The 25413-nt window shown below is 67.3% G+C and carries 24 protein-coding genes; 12 read left to right on the forward strand and 12 right to left on the reverse strand.

All coding sequences use genetic code 11. The features are described from left to right. The first annotated feature begins 1 nt into the window (after nt 1). From RS86_RS04770 to RS86_RS04785, 4 genes are read left to right on the forward strand one after another with little or no spacing between them, the layout of a single operon-like run. Nucleotides 2-616 carry a sugar transferase gene (locus RS86_RS04770; protein ID WP_082076566.1) on the forward strand — a complete coding sequence of 205 codons (615 nt, stop codon included), beginning with the start codon at nt 2-4 and terminating at the stop codon, nt 614-616. Then, on the forward strand, nt 609-1253 hold the full coding sequence (locus tag RS86_RS04775; RefSeq protein ID WP_045271072.1) for an acetyltransferase: 645 nt from the start codon (nt 609-611) through the stop codon (nt 1251-1253). Before RS86_RS04770 ends, RS86_RS04775 begins: the two co-directional genes overlap by 8 nt. A gap of 20 nt (nt 1254-1273) precedes the next feature. Continuing rightward, nucleotides 1274-2416: a glycosyltransferase family 4 protein gene (locus RS86_RS04780; RefSeq protein WP_160299669.1), complete on the forward strand. Its 1143-nt coding sequence runs from the start codon at nt 1274-1276 to the stop codon at nt 2414-2416. Beyond that, nucleotides 2409-3710 (forward strand): lipopolysaccharide biosynthesis protein, encoded by a 1302-nt coding sequence (locus RS86_RS04785; RefSeq protein WP_045271074.1) that lies wholly within the window; start codon nt 2409-2411, stop codon nt 3708-3710. Before RS86_RS04780 ends, RS86_RS04785 begins: the two co-directional genes overlap by 8 nt. A 42-nt stretch (nt 3711-3752) precedes the next feature. Here the strand turns inward: RS86_RS04785 and RS86_RS04790 are convergent, their stop codons facing one another. The 3 genes from RS86_RS04790 to RS86_RS04800 all read right to left on the reverse strand — a co-directional run bounded on the left by RS86_RS04790 (nt 3753) and on the right by RS86_RS04800 (nt 7874). Next, nucleotides 3753-5024 carry a glycosyltransferase gene (locus tag RS86_RS04790; RefSeq protein ID WP_045271075.1) on the reverse strand — a complete coding sequence of 424 codons (1272 nt, stop codon included), beginning with the start codon at nt 5022-5024 and terminating at the stop codon, nt 3753-3755. Next, on the reverse strand, nt 5021-6223 hold the full coding sequence (locus RS86_RS04795) for an O-antigen ligase family protein (protein WP_045271076.1): 1203 nt from the start codon (nt 6221-6223) through the stop codon (nt 5021-5023). The genes RS86_RS04790 and RS86_RS04795 overlap by 4 nt, the downstream gene beginning before the upstream one ends. Before the next feature lie 340 nt (nt 6224-6563). Next, nucleotides 6564-7874 (reverse strand): glycosyltransferase, encoded by a 1311-nt coding sequence (locus RS86_RS04800; RefSeq protein ID WP_082076567.1) that lies wholly within the window; start codon nt 7872-7874, stop codon nt 6564-6566. 14 nt (nt 7875-7888) lie between these two features. Here RS86_RS04800 and RS86_RS19790 point away from each other — a divergent pair, with 14 nt between their 5' ends. The 7 genes from RS86_RS19790 (at nt 7889) to RS86_RS04835 (ending at nt 15741) form a co-directional block, all read left to right on the forward strand. Next, the gene (locus RS86_RS19790) at nt 7889-8845 is read left to right on the forward strand and encodes a glycosyltransferase (protein WP_082076568.1); all 957 of its coding nucleotides are present in this window, start codon (nt 7889-7891) and stop codon (nt 8843-8845) included. 23 nt (nt 8846-8868) lie between these two features. Beyond that, nucleotides 8869-9777, forward strand: a complete 909-nt coding sequence (locus tag RS86_RS04810; RefSeq protein WP_082076569.1) for a nucleotidyltransferase family protein — start codon at nt 8869-8871, stop codon at nt 9775-9777. A gap of 74 nt (nt 9778-9851) precedes the next feature. Next, the gene (locus tag RS86_RS04815; RefSeq protein ID WP_045271077.1) at nt 9852-11144 is read left to right on the forward strand and encodes a nucleotide sugar dehydrogenase; all 1293 of its coding nucleotides are present in this window, start codon (nt 9852-9854) and stop codon (nt 11142-11144) included. A 35-nt stretch (nt 11145-11179) separates the two neighbouring features. After that, a complete protein-coding gene (locus RS86_RS04820; RefSeq protein ID WP_045271078.1) occupies nt 11180-11791 on the forward strand; it encodes an acyltransferase in 612 nt (203 codons plus the stop codon). Further along, nucleotides 11788-12885: a DegT/DnrJ/EryC1/StrS family aminotransferase gene (locus RS86_RS04825; protein ID WP_045271079.1), complete on the forward strand. Its 1098-nt coding sequence runs from the start codon at nt 11788-11790 to the stop codon at nt 12883-12885. Before RS86_RS04820 ends, RS86_RS04825 begins: the two co-directional genes overlap by 4 nt. Next, nucleotides 12882-13871 (forward strand): Gfo/Idh/MocA family protein, encoded by a 990-nt coding sequence (locus tag RS86_RS04830; RefSeq protein WP_200892749.1) that lies wholly within the window; start codon nt 12882-12884, stop codon nt 13869-13871. Before RS86_RS04825 ends, RS86_RS04830 begins: the two co-directional genes overlap by 4 nt. A gap of 58 nt (nt 13872-13929) precedes the next feature. After that, entirely contained in the window at nt 13930-15741 is a 1812-nt protein-coding gene (locus RS86_RS04835) for a DUF4012 domain-containing protein (protein ID WP_045271081.1), read from the forward strand. A 10-nt stretch (nt 15742-15751) separates the two neighbouring features. Here RS86_RS04835 and RS86_RS04840 read toward each other — a convergent pair whose 3' ends face one another. The 7 genes from RS86_RS04840 to rplM form a co-directional block, all read right to left on the reverse strand. Beyond that, nucleotides 15752-16228, reverse strand: a complete 477-nt coding sequence (locus RS86_RS04840; protein WP_160299670.1) for a VanZ family protein — start codon at nt 16226-16228, stop codon at nt 15752-15754. A 28-nt stretch (nt 16229-16256) separates the two neighbouring features. Then, nucleotides 16257-17360, reverse strand: a complete 1104-nt coding sequence (locus tag RS86_RS04845; RefSeq protein WP_045271082.1) for a glycosyltransferase — start codon at nt 17358-17360, stop codon at nt 16257-16259. Between the two features lie 17 nt (nt 17361-17377). Continuing rightward, nucleotides 17378-18835, reverse strand: a complete 1458-nt coding sequence (locus RS86_RS04850) for a sugar transferase (protein WP_045271083.1) — start codon at nt 18833-18835, stop codon at nt 17378-17380. A gap of 238 nt (nt 18836-19073) precedes the next feature. Then, a complete protein-coding gene (locus RS86_RS04855) occupies nt 19074-19523 on the reverse strand; it encodes a VanZ family protein (RefSeq protein ID WP_045271084.1) in 450 nt (149 codons plus the stop codon). Beyond that, nucleotides 19504-20859, reverse strand: a complete 1356-nt coding sequence (gene glmM, locus RS86_RS04860; RefSeq protein ID WP_045271085.1) for a phosphoglucosamine mutase — start codon at nt 20857-20859, stop codon at nt 19504-19506. Before glmM ends, RS86_RS04855 begins: the two co-directional genes overlap by 20 nt. A 15-nt stretch (nt 20860-20874) precedes the next feature. Beyond that, nucleotides 20875-21357 (reverse strand): 30S ribosomal protein S9, encoded by a 483-nt coding sequence (gene rpsI / locus RS86_RS04865; RefSeq protein ID WP_045271086.1) that lies wholly within the window; start codon nt 21355-21357, stop codon nt 20875-20877. A gap of 26 nt (nt 21358-21383) precedes the next feature. Next, nucleotides 21384-21830, reverse strand: a complete 447-nt coding sequence (rplM, locus tag RS86_RS04870; protein ID WP_045271087.1) for a 50S ribosomal protein L13 — start codon at nt 21828-21830, stop codon at nt 21384-21386. A 365-nt stretch (nt 21831-22195) separates the two neighbouring features. On the opposite strand from rplM, the gene RS86_RS04875 reads away from it, so the two are divergent. Next, the gene (locus RS86_RS04875; protein WP_052680079.1) at nt 22196-23398 is read left to right on the forward strand and encodes a glycosyltransferase; all 1203 of its coding nucleotides are present in this window, start codon (nt 22196-22198) and stop codon (nt 23396-23398) included. A gap of 670 nt (nt 23399-24068) precedes the next feature. Here RS86_RS04875 and RS86_RS20295 read toward each other — a convergent pair. Both RS86_RS20295 and RS86_RS04885 read right to left on the reverse strand, forming a co-directional pair. Beyond that, nucleotides 24069-24374 carry a PqqD family peptide modification chaperone gene (locus tag RS86_RS20295; RefSeq protein WP_045271088.1) on the reverse strand — a complete coding sequence of 102 codons (306 nt, stop codon included), beginning with the start codon at nt 24372-24374 and terminating at the stop codon, nt 24069-24071. Continuing rightward, complete coding sequence (locus RS86_RS04885) at nt 24371-25255, reverse strand: nucleotidyltransferase family protein (RefSeq protein WP_052680080.1); 885 nt, start codon at nt 25253-25255, stop codon at nt 24371-24373. The genes RS86_RS20295 and RS86_RS04885 overlap by 4 nt, the downstream gene beginning before the upstream one ends. Nucleotides 25256-25413: the final 158 nt, after the last annotated feature.

Consider the following 25413-nt stretch of genomic DNA (forward strand, 5'->3'; position numbering starts at 1 on the left):
GATGACGACGCGTGCCTACGATCTGTTCAAGAGGCTGCTCGACATCGTCGCCGCGGGGATCGCCCTGGTGGTGCTGTCACCGGTGATGGTCATCGTGGCGCTCCTGGTCGCGACGCGACTCGGGCGCCCCGTGCTGTTCGTTCAACCGCGCCCGGGAAAGAACGGGAAGATCTTTCGGCTGCGCAAGTTCCGGTCGATGCGCGACATCGATCAGGCCAGGGGGCTCGTCAGCGATGCCGAGAGGCTGACGACGTTCGGGCGCAAGCTGCGTTCGACCAGCCTCGATGAGTTGCCGTCGTTGTGGAACGTGCTCCGCGGCGACATGAGCGTCGTGGGCCCACGGCCACTCCTCGTCGAATATCTGTCGAAGTACTCGCCCGAACAGGCACGCCGTCACGAAGTCCGCCCAGGTATCACCGGCCTTGCACAGGTGAGCGGGCGCAACGCGCTGAGCTGGGAGGAGAAGTTCGCGCTGGACGTCGAGTACGTCGACAATCGGAGCCTGGCCCTCGACGCGCGTCTGGTTCTGGCGACCGTGCGAGCGGTCTTCGTGCGTGAAGGCATCTCGGCAGAGGGCCATGCGACCATGCAGAAGTTCGGGGAGACCAATGCCTGAAGACATCATCATCGTCGGCGCCGGCGGATTCGGGCGTGAGACGATCGACGTCGTCCGTGCGATCAACGCGACCGCGACGGAGCCTGTCTGGAACGTGCTCGGAGTGGTCGATGACGGTCCATCGCCGGTTCATGGGGCACGGCTCGCGGCGCTGGGGATCCCGCATCTGGGCGATATCGAGGAGCTGCGCTCTCACGTTGCTTCCGCGAGGTACGTGATCGGCATCGGTTCTCCGTCGGTGCGGGCTCAGCTGAGCGAGAGGATCGACTCCTGGGGTGGTCGTGCCGCCACGCTGATCCATCCAGCCGCCGTTGTCGGTTCCGAGGTTCGGATCGGCGAAGGATCCGTGGTGTGCGGCGGGGCCCAGATCTCTACGAACATCGTGCTCGGTCGCCACGTGCACATCAACCCGGGCGCGATCGTCGGCCACGACTGCCGGCTTGAGGACTATGTCTCGATCAACCCCGGAGCTGTCATCTCGGGGGATGTCCGGGTGGATTCCGGCACCTTGATCGGTGCCGGAGCGGTCATCCTGCAACTGCTTGAGGTCGGCCCCGGCGCTCTCGTCGCCGCGAGCGCTTGTGTGACGAAGAACGTGCCGGCCGGTGCGACCGTGCGAGGAGTTCCTGCGCGATGACGGGCCGGCGACTGTGCTTCGTGATCACGAACGACATCAGCACCGTCTTCTATCGCGGCTACCTCGGCTACCTCCGGGAACGCGGGTGGAACGTGACGATCATCTCGCGCGATACCGGCAAACTGACTGCGCTCGGTGAAGCTGAGGGCGTCGACATCGTAGATGTGGACATGGTTCGGGATCCCTCACCGATCCGCGATCTGCGATCGCTCATCAGGCTCACGCGCGCGATCCGACGTGTCCGTCCGGACGTCCTTGTGTTTTCCACACCCAAAGCGTCGCTCCTGGCGTCCGTGGCCGGATGGCTGCTCCGCGTACCCGTGCGGATCTACCACATCCTCGGTCTGCGCTATGAGACCGAGTCGGGCATGCGTCGGCGCGTCTTCCGGTCACTGGAGAAGACAGCTGCGGGGCTGGCGACAGAGACTCTCGCCGTCAGCCACAGCCTTGCCGAGCTCGTGCGCGAGGAACGCCTCACGTCGCGCGTCGTGGTGCTCGGGGAGGGAAGCCCCTTTGGCACCGACCTGCGCCGCTTCAGCCCGGATGCCTTGGACATTCCGGCGCTGGACGCGGACACGGATGCATTCCTGGCGGGCCAAGGCGCTGCGTTCCGGTTGCTGTTCGTCGGCCGAATCACGCGAGACAAGGGTGTCGGCGACCTTCTCGATGCCCTCGCCCTCCTTGCAGATCGCGGCGTCGAGGTGGCTTCCGTCATCGTCGGGCCCGGCGAGGATGCGGGGCTGGAACGCCGGATCGAAGACTTCGCGGCGGAGCACGCCGTCCAACGGGTGGGGTCTGTCGCAGACCCGCGAGCCTACATGCGCGCGGTCGACATGCTCTGCCTGCCCACTTTGCGTGAGGGGTTCGGCCAGGTGATCGTCGAAGCCGCCGGACTAGGAGTTCCCACCATCACCACCCAGGCGACAGGCGCCCGAGACGTGGTCGTCGACGGAGAGACCGGTCTGATCGTGCCGGTGAAGGACGGGATCGCACTGGCGGCCGCGATCGAGCGCGCGGTCGCCGACCGCGACGACGTGCGTCGATGGGGTTCGGCGGCGAGGGCGCGGGCCGAGGAGTACTACTCGACGGATCGCGTGTGGCGCCAGTACGCGGATCATTTCGAAGGTCGGCTGCGCGCGGGAGAAGATTCTTCCGATGGCTGAAGATGACAACGACCTGAGCGTCGCGCCTAAAGAGTCCAGGAGATCATCGCGAAAGGGTGGCTCGTCGACCGTTCGCAGTATCGCGACTCTGCTCACCGGGACTGTGGCCTCCCAGGTCATCGGCGTCATCACCATGCCGATCCTCAGCCGGATCTACGGCCCTGGTGCGTTCGGCATTCTGGCGATCTTCCTCTCGGTGAGCGCAGTGGTCAGCATGGTCGCGGCGCTGCGCTACGAGTATGCGATCGTGCTCCCGGAGCGCGAGGAGGACGCGCACCGGCTACGACAGCTCTCCACGGGTTTGGTCAGTGTCATCTCGGTACTCACCGTTGTCGCGACGATCCTGGTGTTCTGTCTGTCCGGGCCAGCCAATCAGCACTGGTGGGTGCTGCTGATCGGCGTGAGCGTCTTCCTCGCCGGGGAGACGACGATTCTGTACTTCTGGCTGACTCGAAAGCGTCGCTATCGGATGCAGAGCGTCTCACGCATCGTCCAGGCGCTGGTCACCGCGGTCACCCAGGCTGGCCTGGGGCTGCTCATCGCTCCAACCGGCGAGTGGCTCATCGTCGGCTATCTCGTCGGTCAGGTCTTCGGCGTCGGTCTCCTGCTCGTCACGGACGATGCTCGCAAGACCGCACCCGTCCGGGACCATCGCAGCTGGTGGGAGCTCATGGTTCGCTACCGCAAGATGCCGCTCCTCAACGCGCCTAATGCGCTTGTCGACTCCTTGCGGCTGAACGGGATCAACATGATCATCGGAGGCCGTTCGCTCCATGCGCTAGGCCAGTTCTCGATGGCGTGGAAGCTCGCTCAGGCGCCGATGGCGCTAATTGCGAGCGCGATCTCCCAGGTGTATTACCAGCGGATGGCGGTCGCTGAGCCGGGGACGCTCAAGACCCTCGTGAGGGGCGTGACGAGGCGCGCATTGCTCCTCGCCTTCCTCCCCTTCCTGGTGCTCGGCGTTGTGGCACCCGTCGTTGTGCCGTGGTTCCTCGGCGAGCAGTGGGCAGAGGCGGGGCTCATCGTGCAGGCACTCACGCCGTGGCTCTACCTGAACGTCGCGACCGCACCCCTGTCGACCGTGTTCATCGTCGCCGAGCGACAGGGCGCCATGCTGATCTTCGCGATCGTCTATCTCATCGTGCCGATCACGATCCTGCTTGTTGCGGGCGGCGACCTCGTTCGCGCGGTGTGGTTCACGAGCGCTGCCATGACGCTGTTGCTCGCTTTTCTGATTGTGCTAGCCCATCGCGTGGCTGCGCGCGTCGACCACGAGCAGGTCTCCCGTGCGTAGTAGGGCCGTGTACTCGGGCTAAGGGCTCGTGGCGGTGTCCGGTTAGGGCTGGATACCTGCGACCGCCGCTGCTGCGGTGTGCGAATTCACCGTGGAGTCGTAGCGTTCCGCCCACACTCGACGCGAGTCGAAGAGGGCGGGCGAGTCGAGGACGCGTTCCACCGCCGACGCGATCGTTTGGATGTCATCATCCATTTCGACGAGTAGGCCTGAGCCGAGCTCGTCCCCGACGAGCTCGTCCGTCGAGCCGACATCGGTTGCCACGATCGGAATGCCGAAACAAGCGGCTTCCATCGCGCTCACCGGGATGCCTTCGTCTGCGCTGAGGTTGATGAACACGGACGGGCGCTCCGCTCGATAACGCTCCATGAGCGCGGCCGTGGATACCCGTCCTGGTAACTGCACGGTCAAGTCAGGAATCTCGGACGCCGCGCGCTCGGCGTTTCCGCGAAGTTCCTCGAAGAGAGGTCCGTCCCCGAAATGCGTCCATCGGATTGTCCGCCCTCGTCGCGCGAGTTCGATGGCGGTCGCGAGGATCCGATCGACCCGCTTTCGTTCGATGGCTGAGGAACAACTGACGAGGTGGACGGTCCGACCTTCAGGCATCTGCTCCAGCTCCCGAGGCTGGGCCGGAATGCCGAGACGGCGGACCACGATCTTCTCAGGAGAGATGAACGGAGCGCGCTCGAGTAGATACTCTCGACCGCTGTCTGAGATGGACAGGACGACATCGGCATTGCCGAGGACGCTGCGTCTGATCGGGCGATACCCTGCGGTGCGCTCGTCAAGGTCGTAGCGGTGGACCCTGACTGCGACGCGATCGGCACCGGAGCGTAGCCAGGGGAGGACGTACGCGATATCGACGCCCCAATAGCTGTAGACAGTGACCGGCCGTTCGGTGCGCATTGCTTCGCGGACCGAACGATGCGATGCGAAGTAAGCACCGGAGAGCGTCGCGATGAGATCTCTGCGCAACTGGGCAGTCGAGCGCTGTCCGCCCTCCGCGCCGAAGACTCTGAGAGCGCGTAGGGCACGTTTCGGGCTGAGCATCCCTCGGATCGCTCGCGCTGCGGTGGGAGTGCCCACGGCGCCCAAATACGTCACATTGGCAGGCAGGGGGAGCCTCGGAGCATCCGGCGATGTGAGGGAGACGATCACCACTTCCGCGAATGCTTCTGACAGAGCCTGGATCTCATTGCGTACGAAGGCAGCATCGCCGATGTCGAAAGGGTACTCATGCGTCAGCAAGAGCAGCCTCGTCGGCTGACCGTCGTTGGCCGAATCGGGCATCGATGTCCTGTCCGTAACGCTCACGGTGTCGCCTCGCCTTCCTTCACCGTCGGGCGGGCCCCTGAAAGGTGGATGCCGATGACGACGAAGGTCGCGAAGCCGATCCACTCGTGCGGGATATTGATGAAGGTGCTGTGCATCACGAAGACAAGCGGCAGCATCACGATGACGCTGATCGTGGCGGTGGCGAGACTGCGCTCGGCGCGCGAGCGCGATGACGTGCCGTTAGCGCGGATCGCGCCGATGAAGAGGGCGATCGTCACGATGAAGGCCAGAGCACCGAGAATGACCCCGTACTCGGTGAAGAACTCCATCGCTCCATTGTGCGGGTTGATCATGTTGAAGGTCTGCCGAGACGTTCCCTGCGCGATCGCCGTCAGCTCGTAACCGCCTGGACCGCTGCCCAGCGGTGTCTGAGCGAGCATGTCGAGGCCGTTCAGAGACAGGTTCCATCGAGCGAGAAAGGAACTGTCCACGGGAATCTGAAACCCGAGGACGCCGATGATGTAGCCCCCGCCTGCGCCGGCACCGGAGATCTCTCCTGCAGACCGTCCCTGCAGGAAGACCAGCGTGAAGATCGCGCCGAGCACTGCGAAGGCCAGCACGATGGCCTGCCCGATATGAGAGCGGATTCTGAGGACGATCCATATCGAGACACCGAGGATCAGGGCTGCGAGACCGAAGCGGCTGCTGGTCAGGATCATGATCGGCGCCGAGACAAGCGCGGCCAGATAGTAGATCCGGCGAACCCAGGTTCGCGTCGTCAACGCGGCTCCCGCCAGCAGGAGAGGGATCGTGATCGTCAGGAAGGCCGCGTAGTTGTTGGGGTTGAAGAACACCGTGACCACGCCGGTCTTGGTCGCACCGGGATTGGCGTCCAGATAGGTCGAACCGAAATGCAGTCCCGTGCTGAGCTCGATCGCTGCCAGTGCGGTCGTGGAGAGTGACGCGAGGAGCCAGCCTGCCAGGACGGCCCGGATGGTTTCCTTGGTTGCGGGCAGCGAAACCATCCCAAGTACGATCAGGATCCCACCGGAGACGACCACCGAGTTCCCGAAGATGTATGGCGCGCCAAAGTTCGTCATCAGGGTTACCAGCGAGATGACGAGGACCGGAAGGCAGAAGATGACGATGACCCGCCGCAGCCCGACGGGGGGACGGCGGCGCAGGTGCAGGAATCCGTAGACGAAGAGGATCACCGCGTAGGCGGTGAATGAGGACACGGGACCAACGTGGGGTAGGAGCGGGTTGAGCGCCGCGACGGGTGCGGCGAGTATCAGAAGAAGGCGGCCGATGGCCGTCAGACGCTGTCCCTTGACGGACGGAGGCGCGGTCCCCGAATCCGTGACCGACGAGTCGTCATCGACGCCGGTTCCCGATTGCGCTGCCTCCGCAGCCGAACTGTGGACGACGGAGGCGCGAAGCGCGCCCGTGTTCCGTCGAGAAACGTCCCGGCGAGAAGCGGGGTGCGATGCGGATTTCATCGAAGGCAGTGCCCGTCCGTAAATGCGTGAGCGACATACGGCCGTCGAAGGGACGGCGGGGCCAGGAGAGTCCCCACGTTCAGCCTAGCGTTGCTCGACGAGGGCCACGTGGCGATGGTTGGGAGCTGCCGTGAGCTCCCCCACAGCGCCGCACCTCTTCGATCTCCGCTAGTAGGAGTGCGCTCTGAGCCTCACGGGTAAAGGGCGAGGTGCGGATGCCGGAAGGCGAGGGTACGGCGCCGCTCTCGCGCTTCTCCTGGGCCAACGCAAGCAGATACCGAGAGATGTCCTCCGCTGTGTTGCTGGCGAGCCCGAGTTCGTTCTCGCGTACCGCGCGGGCGGCATCTCCTTCCTGGTATCCGAGCATCAGGATCGGGCGCTGGGCGCCGATGTACTCGAAGAGCTTGCCGCCGAATACACCAACTGCGCGGGGATCGTTCCAGAGGAGCAGCAGGAGTACGTCGGCCGATGACTGAGCCTCGACGGCCTCACGATGCGGAACCTCCCCGTGATCGATGACGAAAGCACCTGCACCACAGGAATCGGCCATCGTCATGAACTCCGCCGAGCTGCGACCGTAGTAGTGCACTTCCACGCGGACCCCGAACGGGTCCGCGTTTGCTGACCGTATGGCGTCGAAGAGAGGTCGGTACTCCGTGTTGTTCGGATAGATCCGTCCGGTGTAGATGATCTTCAGCAGCGTCGAGTCCGTATCCGGCGTGGGGGGCACTGTCTCCTCGGCGTCATATCCGTTCATGATCACGACGACCGGCCGAGTGTGCAGTTCAGAGAGCTGGGCGGCGAGCGCGGGACCGACGGTGCAGGCGATATCCACGGATCTCATGGCGCGTCGTTCCAGAACGGTATCGAGCGCCGTCCGTAGCCGTCCTCGAGGGTTCATCGGATTGCTCGCCACAGGATCACGGAAGTCGAAGACGAGGGTGCTTCGATGGCGCCGGGCGAGGTGGGCGCCCAGTAGCAGCGCGCTGAGCGGGCCGCCGCTGGCGACGACCACGTCCGCCTCGGGCACCTCGCGCCGACTCCGCCAACCCGACCGCAACGCCCAGGCGACGAAGATGTCCGGGACGATGAAGGCCTTCCCGAAACGGACGATCCTCTGCCGCAGCCGACCCGATACGCCGAGTGTTGATCGGCTGGTGGTGGCGGACGTCGCCGAATGGTTGCGGGAGAACCGCATGAGAGGGTCCGGGATGCGCGTCACGGTGATGTTCGGATGCGTCGGCATGACCGTCCCCGTGGAGAGCGGTTCGCGGGTGAGCACATGTACTTCATGGCCTGTTCTCGCCCAGTGCTTTGCAAATTCCCCGATGCGTAACGCGGCGATCTCGCCTTCCGGAGGATAGAACGGGCACACAAGAAGTATTCTCACCGGCTCCCCCTCTCATGACGTCGTACACGTTCCCGCGAACTCGCCTCGGGCGCCCCCTCGACAAAAGTCCCCGGATTCGGTCGAAGAATGGGAACAGCTTAATCGAACTGCCCGGGCGAGCCGGGCAGAGGTACGTCTCGACGGGCGAACGATATGTTAACGCCGTGGCACATCCTGGGACTCCTCCTCCGATCTCGGTCCTCATGGCTGAGTACAACACCGAGCCCGATCGCCTGCGGGCCGCGATCGGTTCGATTCTCGCTCAGACCGAGCGGCGGTTCGAGTTCGTCATCGTCGACGACGGTTCTCAAACCGATGTCCGTGGAATCGCAGCCGAGTTCGATGACGATCGTGTTCGCGTAGTCGGCTACGGCGAGAACAGAGGTTTCGTGGCTGCGCTCAACTACGGTGTCGAGCAGGCCCGTGGCGAGTACATTGCGCGCATGGATACCGACGACACGGTCGAGCCCGATTACCTCGAGTCGGTCTACGGCTGGATCTCGCAGCACCCGGAGTATGCAGTCGTGTCTGGTCAGGCGCGCGAGACCTCCTCTGATGGGCCGGGGCTCGTGTTCGGGCGACCCGGCGAGCAGACCGCCAAGATGGCCATGCGAGGATTCACGCCCATTCATGCCGCGTCGATCATGCGAGCGAGCGCGGTCAAAGCCGCCGGTGGATATCAGTCCTACAAGCGAGCCGAAGATCTCGCTCTGTGGTGCGAGATGCTCCTGCGCGGCTATCGCCTTTACGTGATTCCGAAGGTGGTGTATCACTACCACGTCGAGAAGGCCGACTTCGCGAAGCGGTCCTTGCGTCACCGCGGTGACGAGATCCGAGTTCGCCTGCGGTACTATCCGAAGCTCGGCGCAGGGCCCAGGGAGTACTTGCGTGTGGGGAAGTCGATCCTGAGCGGTCTCCTTCCGGTCTCTGCGGTCAGGGCGATCCGGGGGCGGCTGCATCCGCATGGCTGACCGATCGGACGATCGTCCATAGGATGAGCACCGTGGGTTCAGGAACATTCGAGTTGGACGCCGCGACGCAGCTTGCACATGCGCTCGCCGCGACCATTGCTCGGGGGCTGGGAGTGCGCGCCCTCAGCCTGAAGGGGCCGATCGCCTCGCACTATGAGCTGCGTCCGCCGCGCGCCTCGGCAGACGCAGATGTCCTGATCGAACCGGAGCGCTTCGCCGAATACTGCGAAGCGCTCGAAAGCCGCGGTTGGCACACCCGGGTCGGTCGTGAGACCCCCGCGCTGATCCCTCAGCACTCCATGACATACATCCACCCGGACTGGCCGTGCGATATCGACGTTCACTGGATGTTCCCGGGCTTCTTCGCCGATCCCGCGGCGGCGTTCGACGCGCTCTGGTCGTCGCGTAAGCAGGTCTCCGTCGCGCACTCACCCGTGCAGGCGCCGTCGAAGGCGGGCAGCGCCGTGATCATGGCGCTGCACGCTGAGCGCGATCGGCGATCGCCGAAGCACATCGAGGAAAGGGAACTCGTCAGCGCGGCGCTGAGCGACATATTCACCGCAGGGGAACGCGACGAGTTCATGACGATCGCGCGCGCCGGGAGAGCGGCCTGGACGTTGCGGGACTACATCGTGGCCGCCGATCTCGGGCCTGTCGTGATCGACGCGGATGCTGACCAGCAGCGCCGATGGGCTCTCTTCTCGAACCGGGTCGATGACGCGTCGAGCGTGGCGTGGTGGCAGCGGGTGCGCACATCTCCGTGGCCGCAGAAGGCCCGATGGATCCTGAGGGCGATCTGGGTGTCGCGGAAGGACATGCCGAGGAACGACCCGGCGACGCTGCCATCGCGAAATGAGATGTGGTCCTACCAGGTGCACCGATGGCGCCGGGGCAGCCGAGCGACGCTGAGGTACTTCCGCGACAAGCGGTGAAGGCAGTGGCTCGGGCACTCCTGACGGGGACAGCGGCGCCGAAGATCGCCCGAGTGCACCGATAGCATGACTCCATGCGCATCGCTGTCGTCGCCCTGGGAAAGATCGGGCTTCCCCTCGCTGTCCAGTTCGCTTCGTCGGGCCATGACGTGATCGGTGTCGACGTCAATCAGAAGGCTGTCGACACGATCAACGCGGGGCTGGAGCCGTTTCCCGGCGAGGCGCACCTGCAGGAGAAGCTCGCCGAACTGATCCCCTCGGGCCGGCTCCGCGCGACCACCGACTACGCCGAGGCGATTCCCGGTGCTGACGCCGTCGTTCTGGTCGCTCCGGTCTTCGTGAACGACGAGACGTGGGAACCCGACTTCAAGTACATGGACGCGGCGACCGCGTCGCTCGCCGAGCACCTCACAGCGGGAACGCTCGTCTCGTACGAGACGACGCTGCCGGTCGGCACCACGCGCAACCGCTGGAAGCCCATGATCGAGGCCGGCTCCGGGCTGACGGAGGGTGTCGATTTCCACCTCGCCTATTCCCCCGAGCGGGTGCTCACCGGGCGGGTGTTCGAGGATCTGCGCAAGTATCCCAAGCTGATCGGTGCGCTCTCGCCGGAGGGCACCCGGCGTGCGCGTGAGTTCTACGAGGCGGTGCTCCAGTTCGACGAGCGTTCCGACCTGCCGCGTCCCAACGGGGTATGGGATCTGGGGACGACGGAAGCGTCCGAGATGGCGAAGCTCGCCGAGACGACCTATCGCGACGTGAACATCGGCCTCGCGAACCAGTTCGGACTCTTCGCCGCCGCCAACGGGATCGACGTCTACAAGGTGATCGAGGCATGCAACTCGCAGCCCTACAGCCATATTCATCGTCCTGGCATCGCCGTGGGCGGACACTGCATCCCGGTGTACCCGCGTCTGTATCTGTCGACTGACCCCGACGCGGACATCGTGCGGACGGCGCGACAGCTCAATGCGTCGATGCCGGAAAGACTCGTCGCTCAGGCGGAGACGCTTCTCGGTTCTCTCTCCGGCATGACGGCCGTCGTGCTGGGCGCGGCCTACCGTGGCGGCGTGAAGGAGACAGCGTTCTCGGGGGTGTTCCCGACCGTGCAGGCTCTGCGCCAGCGCGGCGCCGACGTCCGCGTGCATGATCCGCTGTACACGGACGACGAGCTGCGCGCGCTCGGTCTCGAACCCTTCGCGATCGGCGAAGCGGCGGATGTCGCGGTGCTGCAGACCGACCACGCCGACTACCGCACGCTGTCGCCCGCTCAGATCCCCGGGGTGAAGCTGCTCCTCGACGGGCGCGCGGCGAGCGATGCCGCGCTTTGGGCCGGCACACCTCGGATCGTCGTCGGATCCGCCTGACTTCCGACATTTCATCAACTGGGGGGCGCTGAAGAATGACCGAAAGAGCTGGCGTGCGGATCGTCGAGTCCGCTGACGTATCGGATGATGCCGAGATCGGAGCGGGGTCGTCCATCTGGCACCTCGCTCAGGTGCGGGAACGAGCCCGGCTGGGCGAGAACTGCATCGTCGGCAGAGGCGCATATGTCGGCACGGGTGTCGTCATGGGCGACAACTGCAAGGTGCAGAACTACGCGCTCGTCTACGAACCGGCACGTCTCGCCGATGGCGTCTTCATCGGCCCCGCGGTCGTCCTCACCAACGACACCTATCCGCGGGCGATCAACGCGGACGGAACGCTCAAGAGCGCGCATGACTGGGAACCGGTCGGCGTGACGATCGGGACCGGCGCGGCCATCGGAGCGCGAGCCACGTGCGTCGCCCCCGTGACGATCGGCGCGTGGGCGACAGTGGCCGCGGGCGCGGTCGTCGTCAAGGACGTCCCGGACTATGCACTCGTCGCGGGGGTCCCCGCGAAGCGCATCGGCTGGGTCGGAGAGGCCGGTGTGCCCCTGACCACGGGCGACGAGGCCGACACTTGGATCTGTCCCCAGAGCGGCACCACTTACCGTGAGCAGAACGGCACCCTGACGAAGGAGAACGCGTGAGCGACTTCATTCCCCCCGCCAAGCCGATCATCGGCGACGACGAGCGCGAAGCCGTCGATCGAGTCCTCCGCAGCGGCATGGTCGCGCAGGGGCCCGAGGTCGCCGCCTTCGAGGCCGAATTCTCCGCACACTTCGTGCAGGGTCGTCCGGCGGTCGCCGTGAACTCCGGAACCGCGGGCCTCCATCTCGGTCTGCTCGCCGCCGGCGTCGGCCCCGGCGACGAGGTCATCGTGCCGTCGTTCACTTTCGCGGCGACCGGAAACTCGGTCGCGCTCACGGGTGCGACGCCGGTGTTCGTCGACATCGAGCCGGATACCTTCACGTTGGACCCCGATGCGGTCGCCGCAGCGGTCACATCGAAGACCCGCGGCGTGCTGCCGGTGCACCTCTACGGGCACCCCGCGCGCATGCGCGAGTTGGAGGCCCTTGCCGCCGCGACGGGTATCGCCCTGTACGAGGATGCGGCACAGGCGCACGGCGCCGCGCTGGACGGCCGTCCTGTCGGCACATTCGGCGAGTTCGCGATGTTCAGCCTGTATCCGACCAAGAACATGACCAGCGGCGAGGGCGGGATGGTCTCGACCGCGACGGACGAGACCGCGCGCATGGTCAAACTGCTGCGGAACCAGGGCATGGAGCGGCAGTACGAGAACGAGGTCATCGGTTTCAACGCACGCATGACCGACATCCACGCGGCGATCGGCCGCGTGCAGCTCACGAAGGTCGATGGCTGGACGAAGACGCGACAGGACAACGCCGCGTTCCTCGACGCGAACCTGCGCGGCGTGGTCGTCCCTCCGGTCGCCGACACCGCGGTGCACGTCTATCACCAGTACACGGTCCGCGTTCCGGAAGACCGGGATGGCTTCGTGAAGGCGCTCAAGGAGGAGTACAGCGTCGGTGCGGGTGTCTACTACCCCATCCCCAATCACCGCCTGCCGTCGTTGGCGCATTTCGCGCCGGGGGTGGAACTGCCGGAGACCGAGCGAGCGGCTCGCGAGGTCGTCTCCCTGCCCGTGCATCCGTCGCTGTCCCAGAACGACCTCGAGCGCATCGTCGCAGCCGTGAACGCCGTCGCAGGGGCGGGCGCCTGATGGCGCTGCGCGCCGGCCTGCTCGGCGTCGGCATGATGGGGCGCCACCACGCTCGCGTCTTGCGTGAGATCGATGGCGTCGAGCTCGTCGCTATTGCCGACCCGGGTGGGGATCCGCATGGCGTGGGCGGCGAACTGGAGATCCTGCCCGACATCGATGCGCTGATCGAAGTCGGCCTCGACACCGCCGTCGTCGCGGTGCCGACCCGATTCCACGAGGAAGCGGCGCTCAAGCTCGCCGCCGCCGGAGTGCATGCGCTCGTCGAGAAGCCGATCGCGCACACCCTCGACGCAGGACGACGCATGGTGGAGGCCTTCTCGCAGGCCGGACTGGTCGGTGCCGTCGGGCACATCGAGCGCTTCAACCCCGCCTTGCAGGAGCTGCGCCGAAGGCTCGAAGCGGGCGAGCTGGGCGCGGTCTATCAGGTGGTCACGCGGCGTCAGGGTCCTTTCCCCTCGCGGATCGCGGACGTCGGCGTCGCGAAGGATCTGGCGTCGCACGACGTGGACCTGACGGCGTGGGTCGTCCAATCCGACTATGAGCGCGTGTTCGCGCAGACCGCATTCAAGAGCGGTCGTGAACATGAGGACATGATCACGATCACGGGACGCACGGAGAGCGGCGTGATCGTGAACAACATCGTGAACTGGCTCAGCCCGATGAAGGAGAGGGTGACCGTCGTCACGGGGGAGAAGGGCGCGTTCGTCGCCGACACCGCGACCGGCGACCTCACGTTCTTCGCGAACGGCACGATTCCGCTCGAGTGGGAGTCGGTGTCGAGCTTCCGCGGCGTCTCGGAAGGAGACGTCATCCGGTACGCGTTCACCAAGCGCGAGCCGCTCCGCGTGGAGCATGAGGCCTTCCGCGATGCGGTGCTGGGCGACCGTTCGGACGTCGTGACGATGGAGCAGGGGCTGCGCACGCTCGCCGTCGTCGAGGCGGCTCTGGAATCGTCCCGGCTGATGGAGACCGTCAAGATCGGCTAGGTCCTTTGGCTGTGAACCCGCACGGGGGAAGCGCTGCCGGTGATGATTGGATGGACCCATGAGTAGCACGCCCCCCTCGCGCCGTGAGCTCCGCGATCGGAAGGCGGAGCGCATCGAGTCGAAGCCCCGTCGTCGCCGTCGGACCTGGCCCTGGATCGTGGGCGGTGTGTTCCTCCTGCTCGTCGTGCTTGCGGTCGCCGGAGGGATCATCGGCAAGCAGGTCTACGACAAGGCGATGTCTGCCCGCGGCCATCTCGAGACCGCGATGACCGGCGTGCAGCAGGTGCAGAAGTCTGTGCTCGCCGGCGACCTCGACGCGGCGGCGAAGAGTTCCAGCGTCGTCTCGGCCCAGACGGCGGCCGCCGTCGCCGCGACCAAGGGGTGGCAGTGGGACTTCGCGGAGAAGCTCCCGATGGTCGGCTCCAATCTCTCTGCGGTCCGCACCGTCGCCGAGGTGACGGACGGGCTCGCGACCGACGTCGTGCGCCCCGCCGCGAGCGTCAAGCTGAGCGATCTGAACATCGCCGGCGGGAGGATCGATCCCGCGGCGATCACCGCTCTCTCGAAAACCTTCGAGTCCGTCGATGCGGGGATCCAGAAGGCGACCGCCGCTCTCCGCAAGGTCGACAAGGCCCAGCTCGTCGGCCAGGTTGCCGATGGCGTCACCAAGCTCGACACCGAGCTGACGAAGCTGAAGCCGACCATGTCCACCGCGCGCGAGGTGCTGAGCGTCCTGCCGGATGCGCTCGGTGCGAAGGGCCCCCGCACCTACCTCCTGATGTTCCAGGGGAACTCCGAGGCGCGGAGCCTCGGCGGCAACGCGGCGCAGTTCCTGCCGATCACGGTCGACAACGGCACGATCACCCGCGGCACGGTGGTGAGCAGCTCCGACTTCAAGCACCAGGGCAGTCCGGATCCCGTCGTGGATCTGGATCCGCAGGCCGTCAACATCTTCGGCGACAAGATCGGGCGCTACACACCCGACTTCACGATGGTGCCGAACCTGCCGGACGCGGTCCGGATCCTGCGCGCGTGGTGGGCGCGGGACATCGGGACGAACATCGACGCGGTGCTGTCGATCGACCCTGTCACGCTCTCCTACATCCTCGAGGCGACCGGTCCTGTGACGCTCGCGACCGGTGATCAGCTGACCGCCCAGAATGCGGTGCCGCTGCTGCTCAACGAGGTGTACTCCCGGTATCCGACGGGAGTGGAGCAGGACGCCTTCTTCGCCTCTGCTGCCGACACGATCTTCGATGCCGTCACCTCGGGCAAGGCGTCGCCGGTGAAGCTCATCCAGTCCCTGTTCCGGGCTTCGGACGAGGGGCGTCTTCTCTACCTGAGCAACGACCCGCAGCAGACCCAGTTGGTCGACAACTCCCGGATGAGCGGGATCATGCCGGCGACGGACAAGGAGCAGAGCGTCCTCGGCGTCTATCTGAACGACAACACGGGTTCGAAGAAGAGCTACTACCTCGACATGAAGATCGACGCCTGCCGCACGGACCAGGTCGTCAAGGGCACGATGACACTCACCTCGAACCTGACCGAGGAGGCGGCGGGGCAGCTGCCGCCGTACATCACGGGACCTTACTTCGCGGCCGGCGATATCAGCAGCTTCGCGGTGTTCTACGGTCCCGCCGGCGGGTCGCTCTCCAGCATCACCATCGACGGGCAACCCGCGAACATCCTCAGTCAGGGGGAGCACCTCGGGCGCCCGGTGGTGAAGATCGAGGTCTTCCATCATTTCGCCGAGACGCACACCGTGAACGTGGAGTTCACCGCGCCCGGCCCTGGCGGGCCGCTCAAGGTCTGGACGACCCCGATGTCCCGGGCGACGCCGACCACTGTCGAGCCGACCTGCAAGTAACGCCGGCGGTTCAGGCGTCGTCGACCGTGGGCCGACGGAAGACCGCTCGAGCGATAACGAGGCCCACGGCAGTACCGAGCGTGTTGGCGATCACGTCGGAGAGCGTCGAATATCGACTCGGCATGGTCAGCTGCACGAGTTCGATGATCGTGCTGGCGGCGCAGCCCGCAGCGATGATCGCCATTGCGGGCATGCGCGGCCAGCCCACGGCAAGGAGCACTCCCAGCGGGACGAACAGGGCGATGTTCGCCGCGAACTCGAACACCGTGTAGGCGGCTTCCACCGGGACACCCCACGTCGCGACCAGTCGCGCGAGCGTGGCGACGATGCCCGTCACCTTGCCCGCTTCCTCGGCGGGCAGCCAGGTGAGCAGCAGCACGGCGATCGCATATGGCACGAGCACGATCCGTGCGGTCAGGACGATGCGTCGCGACGCAGGGCGCGCCGGCCTTCGAACGTCGGGCGTCGGCGGGGAGGCAAGGGGCACGAACAGCAGGATAGGCGCCCCAGCGTCCTCAGACCTGGACGAACTCCCGCAGCTCGCGCGCGAAGCGGTCCGCCCCGAACCTCTCGGTCAGGATCTCGGAGTCGAACGGGGCGAGCCGCAGCGCGGCGTCGATCGCCGCAGCGAGGTCCGCAGGATCCGTGGACGCGGCGATCACCCCTGAGACGCCCGGCATGATCGCTTCGATCTGCCCGCCGACCGGTCCCGTCACCACAGGAGTTCCTGCCGCCTGCGCCTCGACGGGCACGATCCCGAAATCCTCGATGGGCGGGAACACGAAGACCGCGCTCCGCTGCATGAGGGCGTACATGAGCGCGTCCGAGGGACTGATCACGAACTCGACCGGTATGTGCGCCTCATGCGCGCACGCGCGGAGGCGCAGCTCGTCCGGTCCCCGCCCGACGATGACCGCGGGCAGACCCGCGCGATCGGCGGCGGCGATGACGAGGTCCAGGGCCTTGTACGGCGTGAACCGCGACGCGCCCATGACGAAGGTCTCCGGGAGCCGTTCGAGGATGCGGCGCTCGTCGGCGTCGAGGACCTGCCCGCTCCAGTCCGCCTGGGCGCGGATCGCCTCGACGGCCACGGGCGGGTGGATCACGGTCGCGTCGCGTCGCCACGCCCGCGCGATCCGGTCGCGGACGAACTCGCTGTTCGCCGCGATCGACGTGGCCTCCTGCGCTCTGCGACGGTCGATGCCACGGAACAGCGGCGAGGCGGCGCGGACGATCGCGTGCCGACCGCGCTCATCCGACTCCGGATCCCACAGGTAGCGGGCGGGACTGTGTGCGTAGACGAACTTCGGCACCGACGGATCGGGCATACGCACATGGTGGGCGAAGACGTAGGAGCTGGCCAGCACCCAGTCGACGTCGTCACGCACCGGGGCGCGGCGCCACGTCGCATCCAGCAGGGGGAGGGCCGCGGCCTTGTGCCTCCGGAACGGGGTGCGGGAGAGCCAGGATTCGGAGACGCGCCCCGGGTCGAACCGGCCGGGGGCGTCGTCCCACAGACAGAAGATCTCCGAGTCGCGGAAGACCTCGCCCATGGAGTCCAGAACCCGCTCTGCGCCTCCGGACGTCTCGATCCACTCGGTGACGATCAGCCCGGCCATGTCGCGCTCGCAGCGGGTCAGTAGGCGCCGGCGCCGGTGAGGACCACGCGCATCGTGCGCCAGAGGATCACCAGGTCGCCCGTCAGCGACCAGTTCTCCACGTAGAACAGATCGAGTCGCACGCTGTCGTCCCAGGACAGGTCTGACCTGCCGTTGACCTGCCACAGACCCGTGATGCCGGGACGGACGAGGAACCGGCGCTGCGTGCGGTGGTCGTAGTGCTCCACCTCCGACGTGAGCGGAGGGCGCGGGCCGACGAGGGACATATTGCCGCGCAGCACGTTGATCAGCTGCGGCAGTTCGTCGAGGCTGTGCCGGCGCAGGGCGCGTCCGACCGCCGTCACCCGAGGGTCGTTCCGCATCTTGAAAAGCATGGCGTTGCCGTCGCTCTGGTCGAGCAGCGAAGGCAGCTGATCCTCCGCGTTCACGACCATGGTGCGGAACTTGAGCATCTCGAAGCGTCTGCCGCCGACGCCGATGCGCTGCTGGCGGAAGAGCGCCTTCCCTCCGTCCTGCCGGACGCACACAGCGAGCACGGCGAAGATCGGGCTCAGCACGACGAGGGCGAGCACGGAGCCCATGACGTCGAACGTGCGCTTGGCGAGGTACTTGGTCCCCTCGAAGGCGGGGTAGTCGACCTGGATCAGCGGAAGACCCGGTGCGGGGATGGAGTGCAGCCGCGGACCGGCGATGCCGGTGAGGGCGGGAGCGACGAGCAGCTCGATCTTCGCCGCCTCCAGCTCCCAACCGAGCTCCTGCAGAGCCTCGGGGCTGAAACGATCGGATCCGCTGTATACGACCGTGTCCGCACCCGAGGCGAGAATCGCTTGGAGCGCGCTGTCGAAGCCGGCGAGCACCGGCACCCCCGGGAGGAGATCCTGGTCGCTGCCGGTCTCTGTCACCGCACCGAGAAGTTGTACGCCCAGGCCGGGCTCGCGCATGATCGATGCGCCGACGTGACGGGACTTCTCGCGTTCGCCCAGCACCACGGCGTGATGCGCGAAGAGACCGCGGGTGCGCTGGGTGAGCAGCCAGCGCCGCCACTGCCAGCGGCCGAGGAACAACAGGACGAGCCCGATCGGGAACGCGACGAGCACGTAGCCGCGGGCGAGCTGCAGCTGGAACCCGAAGGCGAGGATCGCGAGCACACCGAACAGCCGGATCGTCGCATCCGCGACCCGCTTGTACTCGAGCGAACCGCCGCCGACGACCTTCGCGTTCCGCGAGCCGGACAGCTGCAGCGAGAGCGACCACACCAGGGCCAGCGCGATCGAGAACATCGAGTACTCGAGTTCCGCGTTCAGGAGGTTGAGCCCCACGACGCGGGAGTCACCGAATCCGAATCGCGCGATCTGCGCGAAGGCGACCACCGCACAGACGATGATCGTATCGGTGACGGCGAGGCGCTTCGCGTACGCGTGGCGCCAGAGGGCGACGGTGTGCGCCGTCGCTACGAAATCGACTTTTCCAGACACTCCCCAGAACTCCCCAGAACCGTTCCCACAACGGCGGATGGCAGGGGCCATCCTCCCAGGACCACGGACTCTCCCAAAGAACCGTCGTCCATCCCTGATCGGCGGCTGCTCGTTCGGGCTGAGAAGCTTTCGAGCCGGGGTCCGCATCCTCCCAAAGGATGCGGCGTGGCTTCATGCTAGTCCGGAGACGCCGCGGAAACCAGAGTGCGGAATATCGGATCTCGCGCGTGCCGTCGATTCAGCGCCCGGCGCGGCGTCGCCGGAGCGCGTCGACGACCTCGATCACGAGCAGCCCGATGCAGGCGCCCGCGGTGTTCGCGATGACGTCCGCGACGGTGGCGCTGCGATCGGACAGGAACAGGCCCTGCACCGACTCGATCAGGCAGGTCGCGAGGAATCCGATCGGGACGACGAGATGGCGATGCCGGGGGAGGAGCATCGCGAGGAAGAGCCCGAGCGGGATGAACATCGCCACGTTCGCGATGAACTCGACGCGCACGAGCGTCAGCCCGGGCAATCCCGCGGTCACCCTGCGGATCCAGGGGTCGAGGGCGGAGAGGAACGGCTCGGGCCAGAACACGATCACCGCCACGACGATCGCGTACGCGATCATCCAGAACAGTGCCCGGCGCAGCCGAGGCTGCCCGGGCACTGCTCCGGTGGTGTGCTCAGAGAGCGAGTCGCTCACGCACGACCTCGGCGAGCTGGTGCGCGTAGCCGTGCGCGGAGGACTCGTCCGCCGCTTCGACCATGACGCGCACGAGCTGCTCGGTGCCGGAGGGGCGCAGCAGCACCCGGCCGGTGTCGCCGAGCTCGGCCTCGACGGCCTTGACGGCCTTCTGCACGTGCTCGTCGTCGGTGCGGGTGCGGTCGACACCCTTCACATTGATGAGCTTCTGCGGGTAGACGGTCATGACCGAGGCGAGCTCGGCCAGCGTCTTCTTCTGACGCGCCATCTCGGCCACGAGGTGCAGACCGGTGAGCACGCCGTCGCCGGTGGTGGCGAAGTCGCTCATGATGACGTGGCCGGACTGCTCACCGCCCAGCGAGTAACCGCCGGCGTTCATGTCCTCGAGCACGTAACGATCGCCGACCGCGGTCTGGCGCACGGTGATGCCCTGCTCGCGCATCGCGACGTGCAGACCGAGGTTGCTCATCACGGTGGCGACGAGGGTGTTCTCGGCGAGGCGTCCGCGATCCTTCATCGCGACAGCCAGGATCGCCATGATCTGGTCGCCGTCGATGATGTTTCCGTCGGCATCGACGGCGAGGCAGCGATCCGCGTCGCCGTCGTGCGCGATGCCCACGTCGGCGCCGACGCGCACGACCTCGGCGGCCAGCTTGTCGAGATGCGTGGATCCGACGCCGTCATTGATGTTGATCCCGTCGGGATCCGCACCGATCACGGTCACCTTGGCACCCGCGTTGTTGAACGCCTCGGGGGAGGCGCCGCTGGCGGCCCCGTGCGCGCAGTCGAGCACGACGTGGAGGCCGTCGAGACGATGCGGAAGCGACGCCAGCAGGTGCATGACGTAGCGGTCCTCGGCGTCGGAGAAGCGGCTGACCCGCCCGACGTTCGCGCCGGTGGGGCGTAGCTTCTCGCCGGCCATGGCCTCTTCGATGCGCTTCTCGACGAGGTCGGGGAGCTTCACGCCTCCGCGGGCGAAGATCTTGATGCCGTTGTCCGGCGCCGGGTTGTGCGACGCCGAGATCATCACGCCGAAGTCGGCGTCGATGTCGGCGATGAGGAACGCCGCGGCCGGGGTCGGCAGCGTGCCCGCATCGAGCACGTCAACGCCGGAGGAGGCGAGACCCGCCTCGACGGCGGCGCTGAGGAAGTGCCCCGAGATGCGCGGGTCGCGTGCGACCACGGCGGTGAGGCGCTTGCCGGCGGCCTTGCGCGCCTCGGCAATACGGCCCTGGCCCAGGACGACAGCAGTCGCCTGGGCCAGGGTGAGCGCGATATCGGCGGTGAGGGGGCCGTTGGCCAGCCCCCGCACCCCGTCCGTACCGAACAGAGCCATAGAGGTCTGCGCGGCTTAACGCTTCGAGTACTGAGGCGCCTTGCGGGCCTTCTTGAGACCAGCCTTCTTGCGCTCCTTGACGCGAGCGTCGCGCGAGAGGAAGCCGGCCTTCTTGAGGGTCGGCCGGTTGTTCTCCTCATCGATGCCGTTCAGCGAGCGGGCGATGCCGAGGCGCAGTGCGCCGGCCTGGCCCGAGGGGCCACCGCCGGAGATGCGGGCGATCACGTCGTAGGCGCCGGCGAGGCTGAGCACCGTGAACGGGTCGTTGATCAGCTGCTGGTGCAGCTTGTTCGGGAAGTAGTCCTCCAGCGTGCGGCCGTTCACCGTGATGGTGCCGGAGCCGGGGATCAGGCGCACGCGGGCGATGGCCTGCTTGCGACGGCCCACGGCAGCGCCGGGAACGGTCAGAACGGGACGCGGAGCGGTCTCGACGGCGGCGGCCTCAGGGGTCTCGGTCGAGAAGGTCTGCGGGAAATCGGTGGTGTCGTTGTCAGCCACGAGTATGTCCTTATTCGTAACGGCGCTTACTGGGCGACCTGGTCGAGGGTGTACGTCTTCGGCTGCTGAGCGGCGTGCGGGTGCTCGGATCCGGTGTAGACCTTGAGCTTCGCCAGCTGCTGGCGGCCCAGGCTGTTCTTCGGGAGCATGCCGCGGATGGCCTTCTCCACAGCGCGGACGGGGTTCTTCTCGAGCAGCTCGGAGTAGGCGACGGCCTTGAGCCCGCCCGGGTAACCGGAGTGGCGGTAGGCGATCTTCTTCTGGAGCTTCTGACCGGTGAGCGCGACCTTGTCGGCGTTCACGATGATGACGAAGTCACCCGAGTCGAGGTGGTTGGCGAAGGTGGCCTTGTGCTTGCCGCGCAGGAGCGCTGCGGCGTGCGAGGCAAGGCGGCCGAGAACGACGTCGGTGGCGTCGATGACGACCCAGTCACGCTGGATCTGCCCGGCCTTCGGGGTGTAAGTGCGCGTCACGATAGTGCTGCTTTCTTGATTCGAACGGAGAGGTTCGTGAATCCCACTCCGGGGTGGTTCTCATCGGTCCTCGAGCTTGTCGAGGGGCCGAAGGGGAACACGCCAGTGGAGGGCTCACGTTCGCGCGTGCGACCAGCAGTGATCGCACACCAAAGAGAAAGCCTACGGCATGGATCCGCATCCTCCAAAACGACCGGCGTCCCTCCGGTTCTGCATCCGCGTGGCACCTGGCCGCAAGAGACCCGTGTGCGGCTTTGCCCGAGACGCTTTCGGTCGCGCGGGTTGTGACGTAGTCTGCACAGTGCAGCCGGCCTGAGGCTGCGATGCCTGTGGGAGGCATCTGCTGTGCCACTGGGGAGGCACTGATGAGTGACGCTGCGCGACCGCTGAAGGCGGTCGAGACGCCGACGATCGATGAGCGGGCGGAGGCGCGTGCTCCTGCGGCGCTCGTGCCGTTCGCCGAGCAGGCCCAGCCGTGGGCGCTCGCCGAAGCCGCGCACTGGGCCGCACGCCAGAGCCCTGCCCGCTTCGAACGCGTCTACGTCGCCGCGAACAACGGCGGCATCGGCGGAGGCGAGGTCATGCTGCTGCGCCTGGCCGGAGCGATGCAGGCGCTGGGCGTCGACGTCACGGTGGTGGCCCCTGCGCCCTCGGCGGTGCTGAACGAGGCCGCGCACCGCGGGCTGCCCGTGATCGGGCTGCCCGCCCGCAGGCGCCTCACCTGGATGTGGGCGCTGCGACGGTGGGACCGCGCGCGCCCGGAGGGCCTGCTCTGGTGCAACGGCCTCGTGCCTGCGCTCGCGACCGCACGCCGGCCTGGGCGGCTGGTGCATCTGCATCAGGAGCCGACCGGTATCCGCCGGCTCCTGGCGAGGCTTGCGCGACGCGACGCGGTGACGACGCTCGTGCCGTCCCGCACGATGCTGGAGACCGTGCCGGAGGCGCAGGTGCTGCCGAACTGGACCGAGCGGATCCGCCGGGCGAAGCCGACCCCCGACAAGGACGGACGGATCCGCATCGGCTTCCTGGGACGGCTCGGGCTCGACAAGGGCGTGCACGTGCTGGCCGACGCCCTCGGGCTGCTCGAGGATCGCATGCCGGGACGCTTCCGGCTCGTGCTCGCAGGGGAGCCGCTGTTCGTGCCCGAGGAGGACCTCGAGGTCATGGAGGAGGCGCTCGGACCCGTCGCCCGTCTCACGCACCGCGCGGGCTGGGTCGACGCGGCCGACTTCTTCGACACGATCGACCTGCTCGTGGTGCCGTCGATCATCGCGGAGTCGTTCGGACTGGTCGCGGCCGAGGCGATGGCTGCCAGGGTGCCGCTGATCGTGAGCGATGCGGGCGCGCTGCCCGAGGTCGTCGGGGACGCCGCGCAAGTGGTGCCGGCGGGGGATGCCGCCGCACTCGCGGATCGGATCGCGGCGCTCGCGACGGGCGAGACGCCGGCCCACCGGGGTCCGCTGTTCGAGCGCTGGTTCGCGGAGTTCTCTCCGGCCGCGGGAATGGCCCGGACGCGGGAACTCGTGGACATGCTGGGCGTACGGCGGGGCGGACTGCCGCACGCCTGACCGTGGCCGGGCCGGGTTCGCTCCTGGGGCCGCCGCGTCTGCGACGTGCGCTGTGTGTGTGCGCCGCGTGCACGCCGCCTGCGCGCCGCGTCGTGCTGTCCGCCGACGCCCCCTCGCAGTGTCGACGCCCCCTCGTGGCAGCGCACGCCATAGGGGGCGTCGGGGCGCAGAGGGGGCGTCGACGCAGAACGGTGCCTCGCGAGGCGGGGGCGTCCTCGCGGGGTGTGCCTCGTGCGGGGCGTGTCGCGGGCGGTGCGCTCCGCGGCGGGATCCGTCGCCGTGCGCCGGACGGATCCGTCGCCCACGGGATCCGTCGCCCACCGGATCCGTCGTCCACCGGATCCGTCCACGCCCCCTCGCAGTGTCGACGCCCCCTCGCAGTAGCGCACGCCAGAGGGGGCGTGGGCGGGCAGAGGGGGCGTCGGCGCAAGACGGTGCGCGCGCAGGGGCGTTCCGCGGGCACTCCTCGGCACCGGGGGCGCCGGTGCAGTCCAAGCCGCGGTCCATGGAAGCGGGAGAACCCCAGCTCATCGCTTCCTGGCAGTGGACTGCACCGGCTAGAACGCCGAGGAGGGGGAGGAACCTCGGCTGTGCTCACTCTAGGGCTGCCGTGCGGTTTCCGCACGTGAAAAGTGCTGATGGATCCGGCGGGACGAAGGCCGCGGACTGCTCAGACGTCGATGACGACGAGGCCGTCGGCCAGCAGGTCGGCGAGGAAGGCGGAGACCGTGGATTCGTCGAACGGGGATCGGGAGGCCTCTGCGCCGAGTTCGGCGTGGATGCGCGCCAGCTCGGTGGCGAGCGCCCTGGCGTCGCCGATGCCGTCCGAGAGCAGCATCCAGATCAGCCAGCCGGTGTCGGTGAACTCGAACTGGGCGCCGGAGCCGAGATGCGCGGCCCAGACGACGTGGTCGGGGCCGTCGTGCTCGGAGGCCTCGATCCAGGCTGTGTGAGGCGAGATGCGGTAGCCGCTCATCGCCGTGCTCCGCGCAGCCGCGCTCCGAGGACAGTGCCCGCCAGGCGCAGGCGTGCGAACTGCGCGCGCACGATCTCGCTTCGGCGAGGCTCGTGGCCGAGGCGCAGCGCGAGATGCGTGCGGTTGACCCGCAGCGACTGCCGCAGCACGCGCAGCTTCGCGCCGGCGCCGACCGCGGAGCGGAACCGCGCCGACCACTCGTCGAGCCGGTCGCCGTCGCTGCGGGACCAGTACGTCCACAGGGCGAAGTCCGGCGCATCGCGATGCTGCGCCAGCTCGCCGATCCCCGCCGCCAGCGCCGTGGTGGCCTGCAGCTCCTCGGCCAGCGCCCGCACCTCCCGCTGCACGTCGTCGCCGCAGCGCGCCCACGCGTCGGCGCGCTCGGAGCCCTGGGACCGGGCGGCGTGCGTGGTCTGCACGAGCACCTGCCCGGCGGGAGACAGCACGGTGCACGGCCGGTGCGCGATGGGGGCCGTGCCGCGATCGCGCCAGAGCCGCTCGAACACCGTCGCCGGATCGGCGCGCGGCCCGGGAAGGGTGCGGTGCACGTCGACGAAGCTCCAGGACGGGTGCCGGAAGTTCGCCGCATGCGCGAACGGCGAGCCCTCCTCGAACCCCGTGTACAGCGACCAGCCCTGCACCTCGAGGGCGGTGATCAGCCGGTCCAGATGCGCCGGGCGCACGAGCACGTCCACATCCGCGGAGCGATGGAGTCCGTCGCGCAGGGCGACGTCGGTGGCCGGACCCTTGATGTGCAGCAGATCCACACCAGCGCCGTCGGCCACGCGCTGCACCATCGCGTGCGACAGGTGCACGTTCGCCCACGCCGGCACCCGCGCGGTGACGCCCGTCGACGAACCGCTCGTGCGTGCGATGGCCACGCGCCGATTCTAGGACGAGGCGCGCGCAGGCGTCGCGACCGGGCGCTCCCGCCAGTGATATTTCGGTTAGTGCGTTCCGGTGATACTGCGGCATAGACTACGGGCGAGCGCTACTGGGGAGTTGGCGCCCGCGGTGTTCGGTACACCCTCCCCGCAAA

Source organism: Microbacterium azadirachtae, from assembly GCF_000956505.1.
Classification (GTDB): domain Bacteria; phylum Actinomycetota; class Actinomycetes; order Actinomycetales; family Microbacteriaceae; genus Microbacterium; species Microbacterium azadirachtae_A.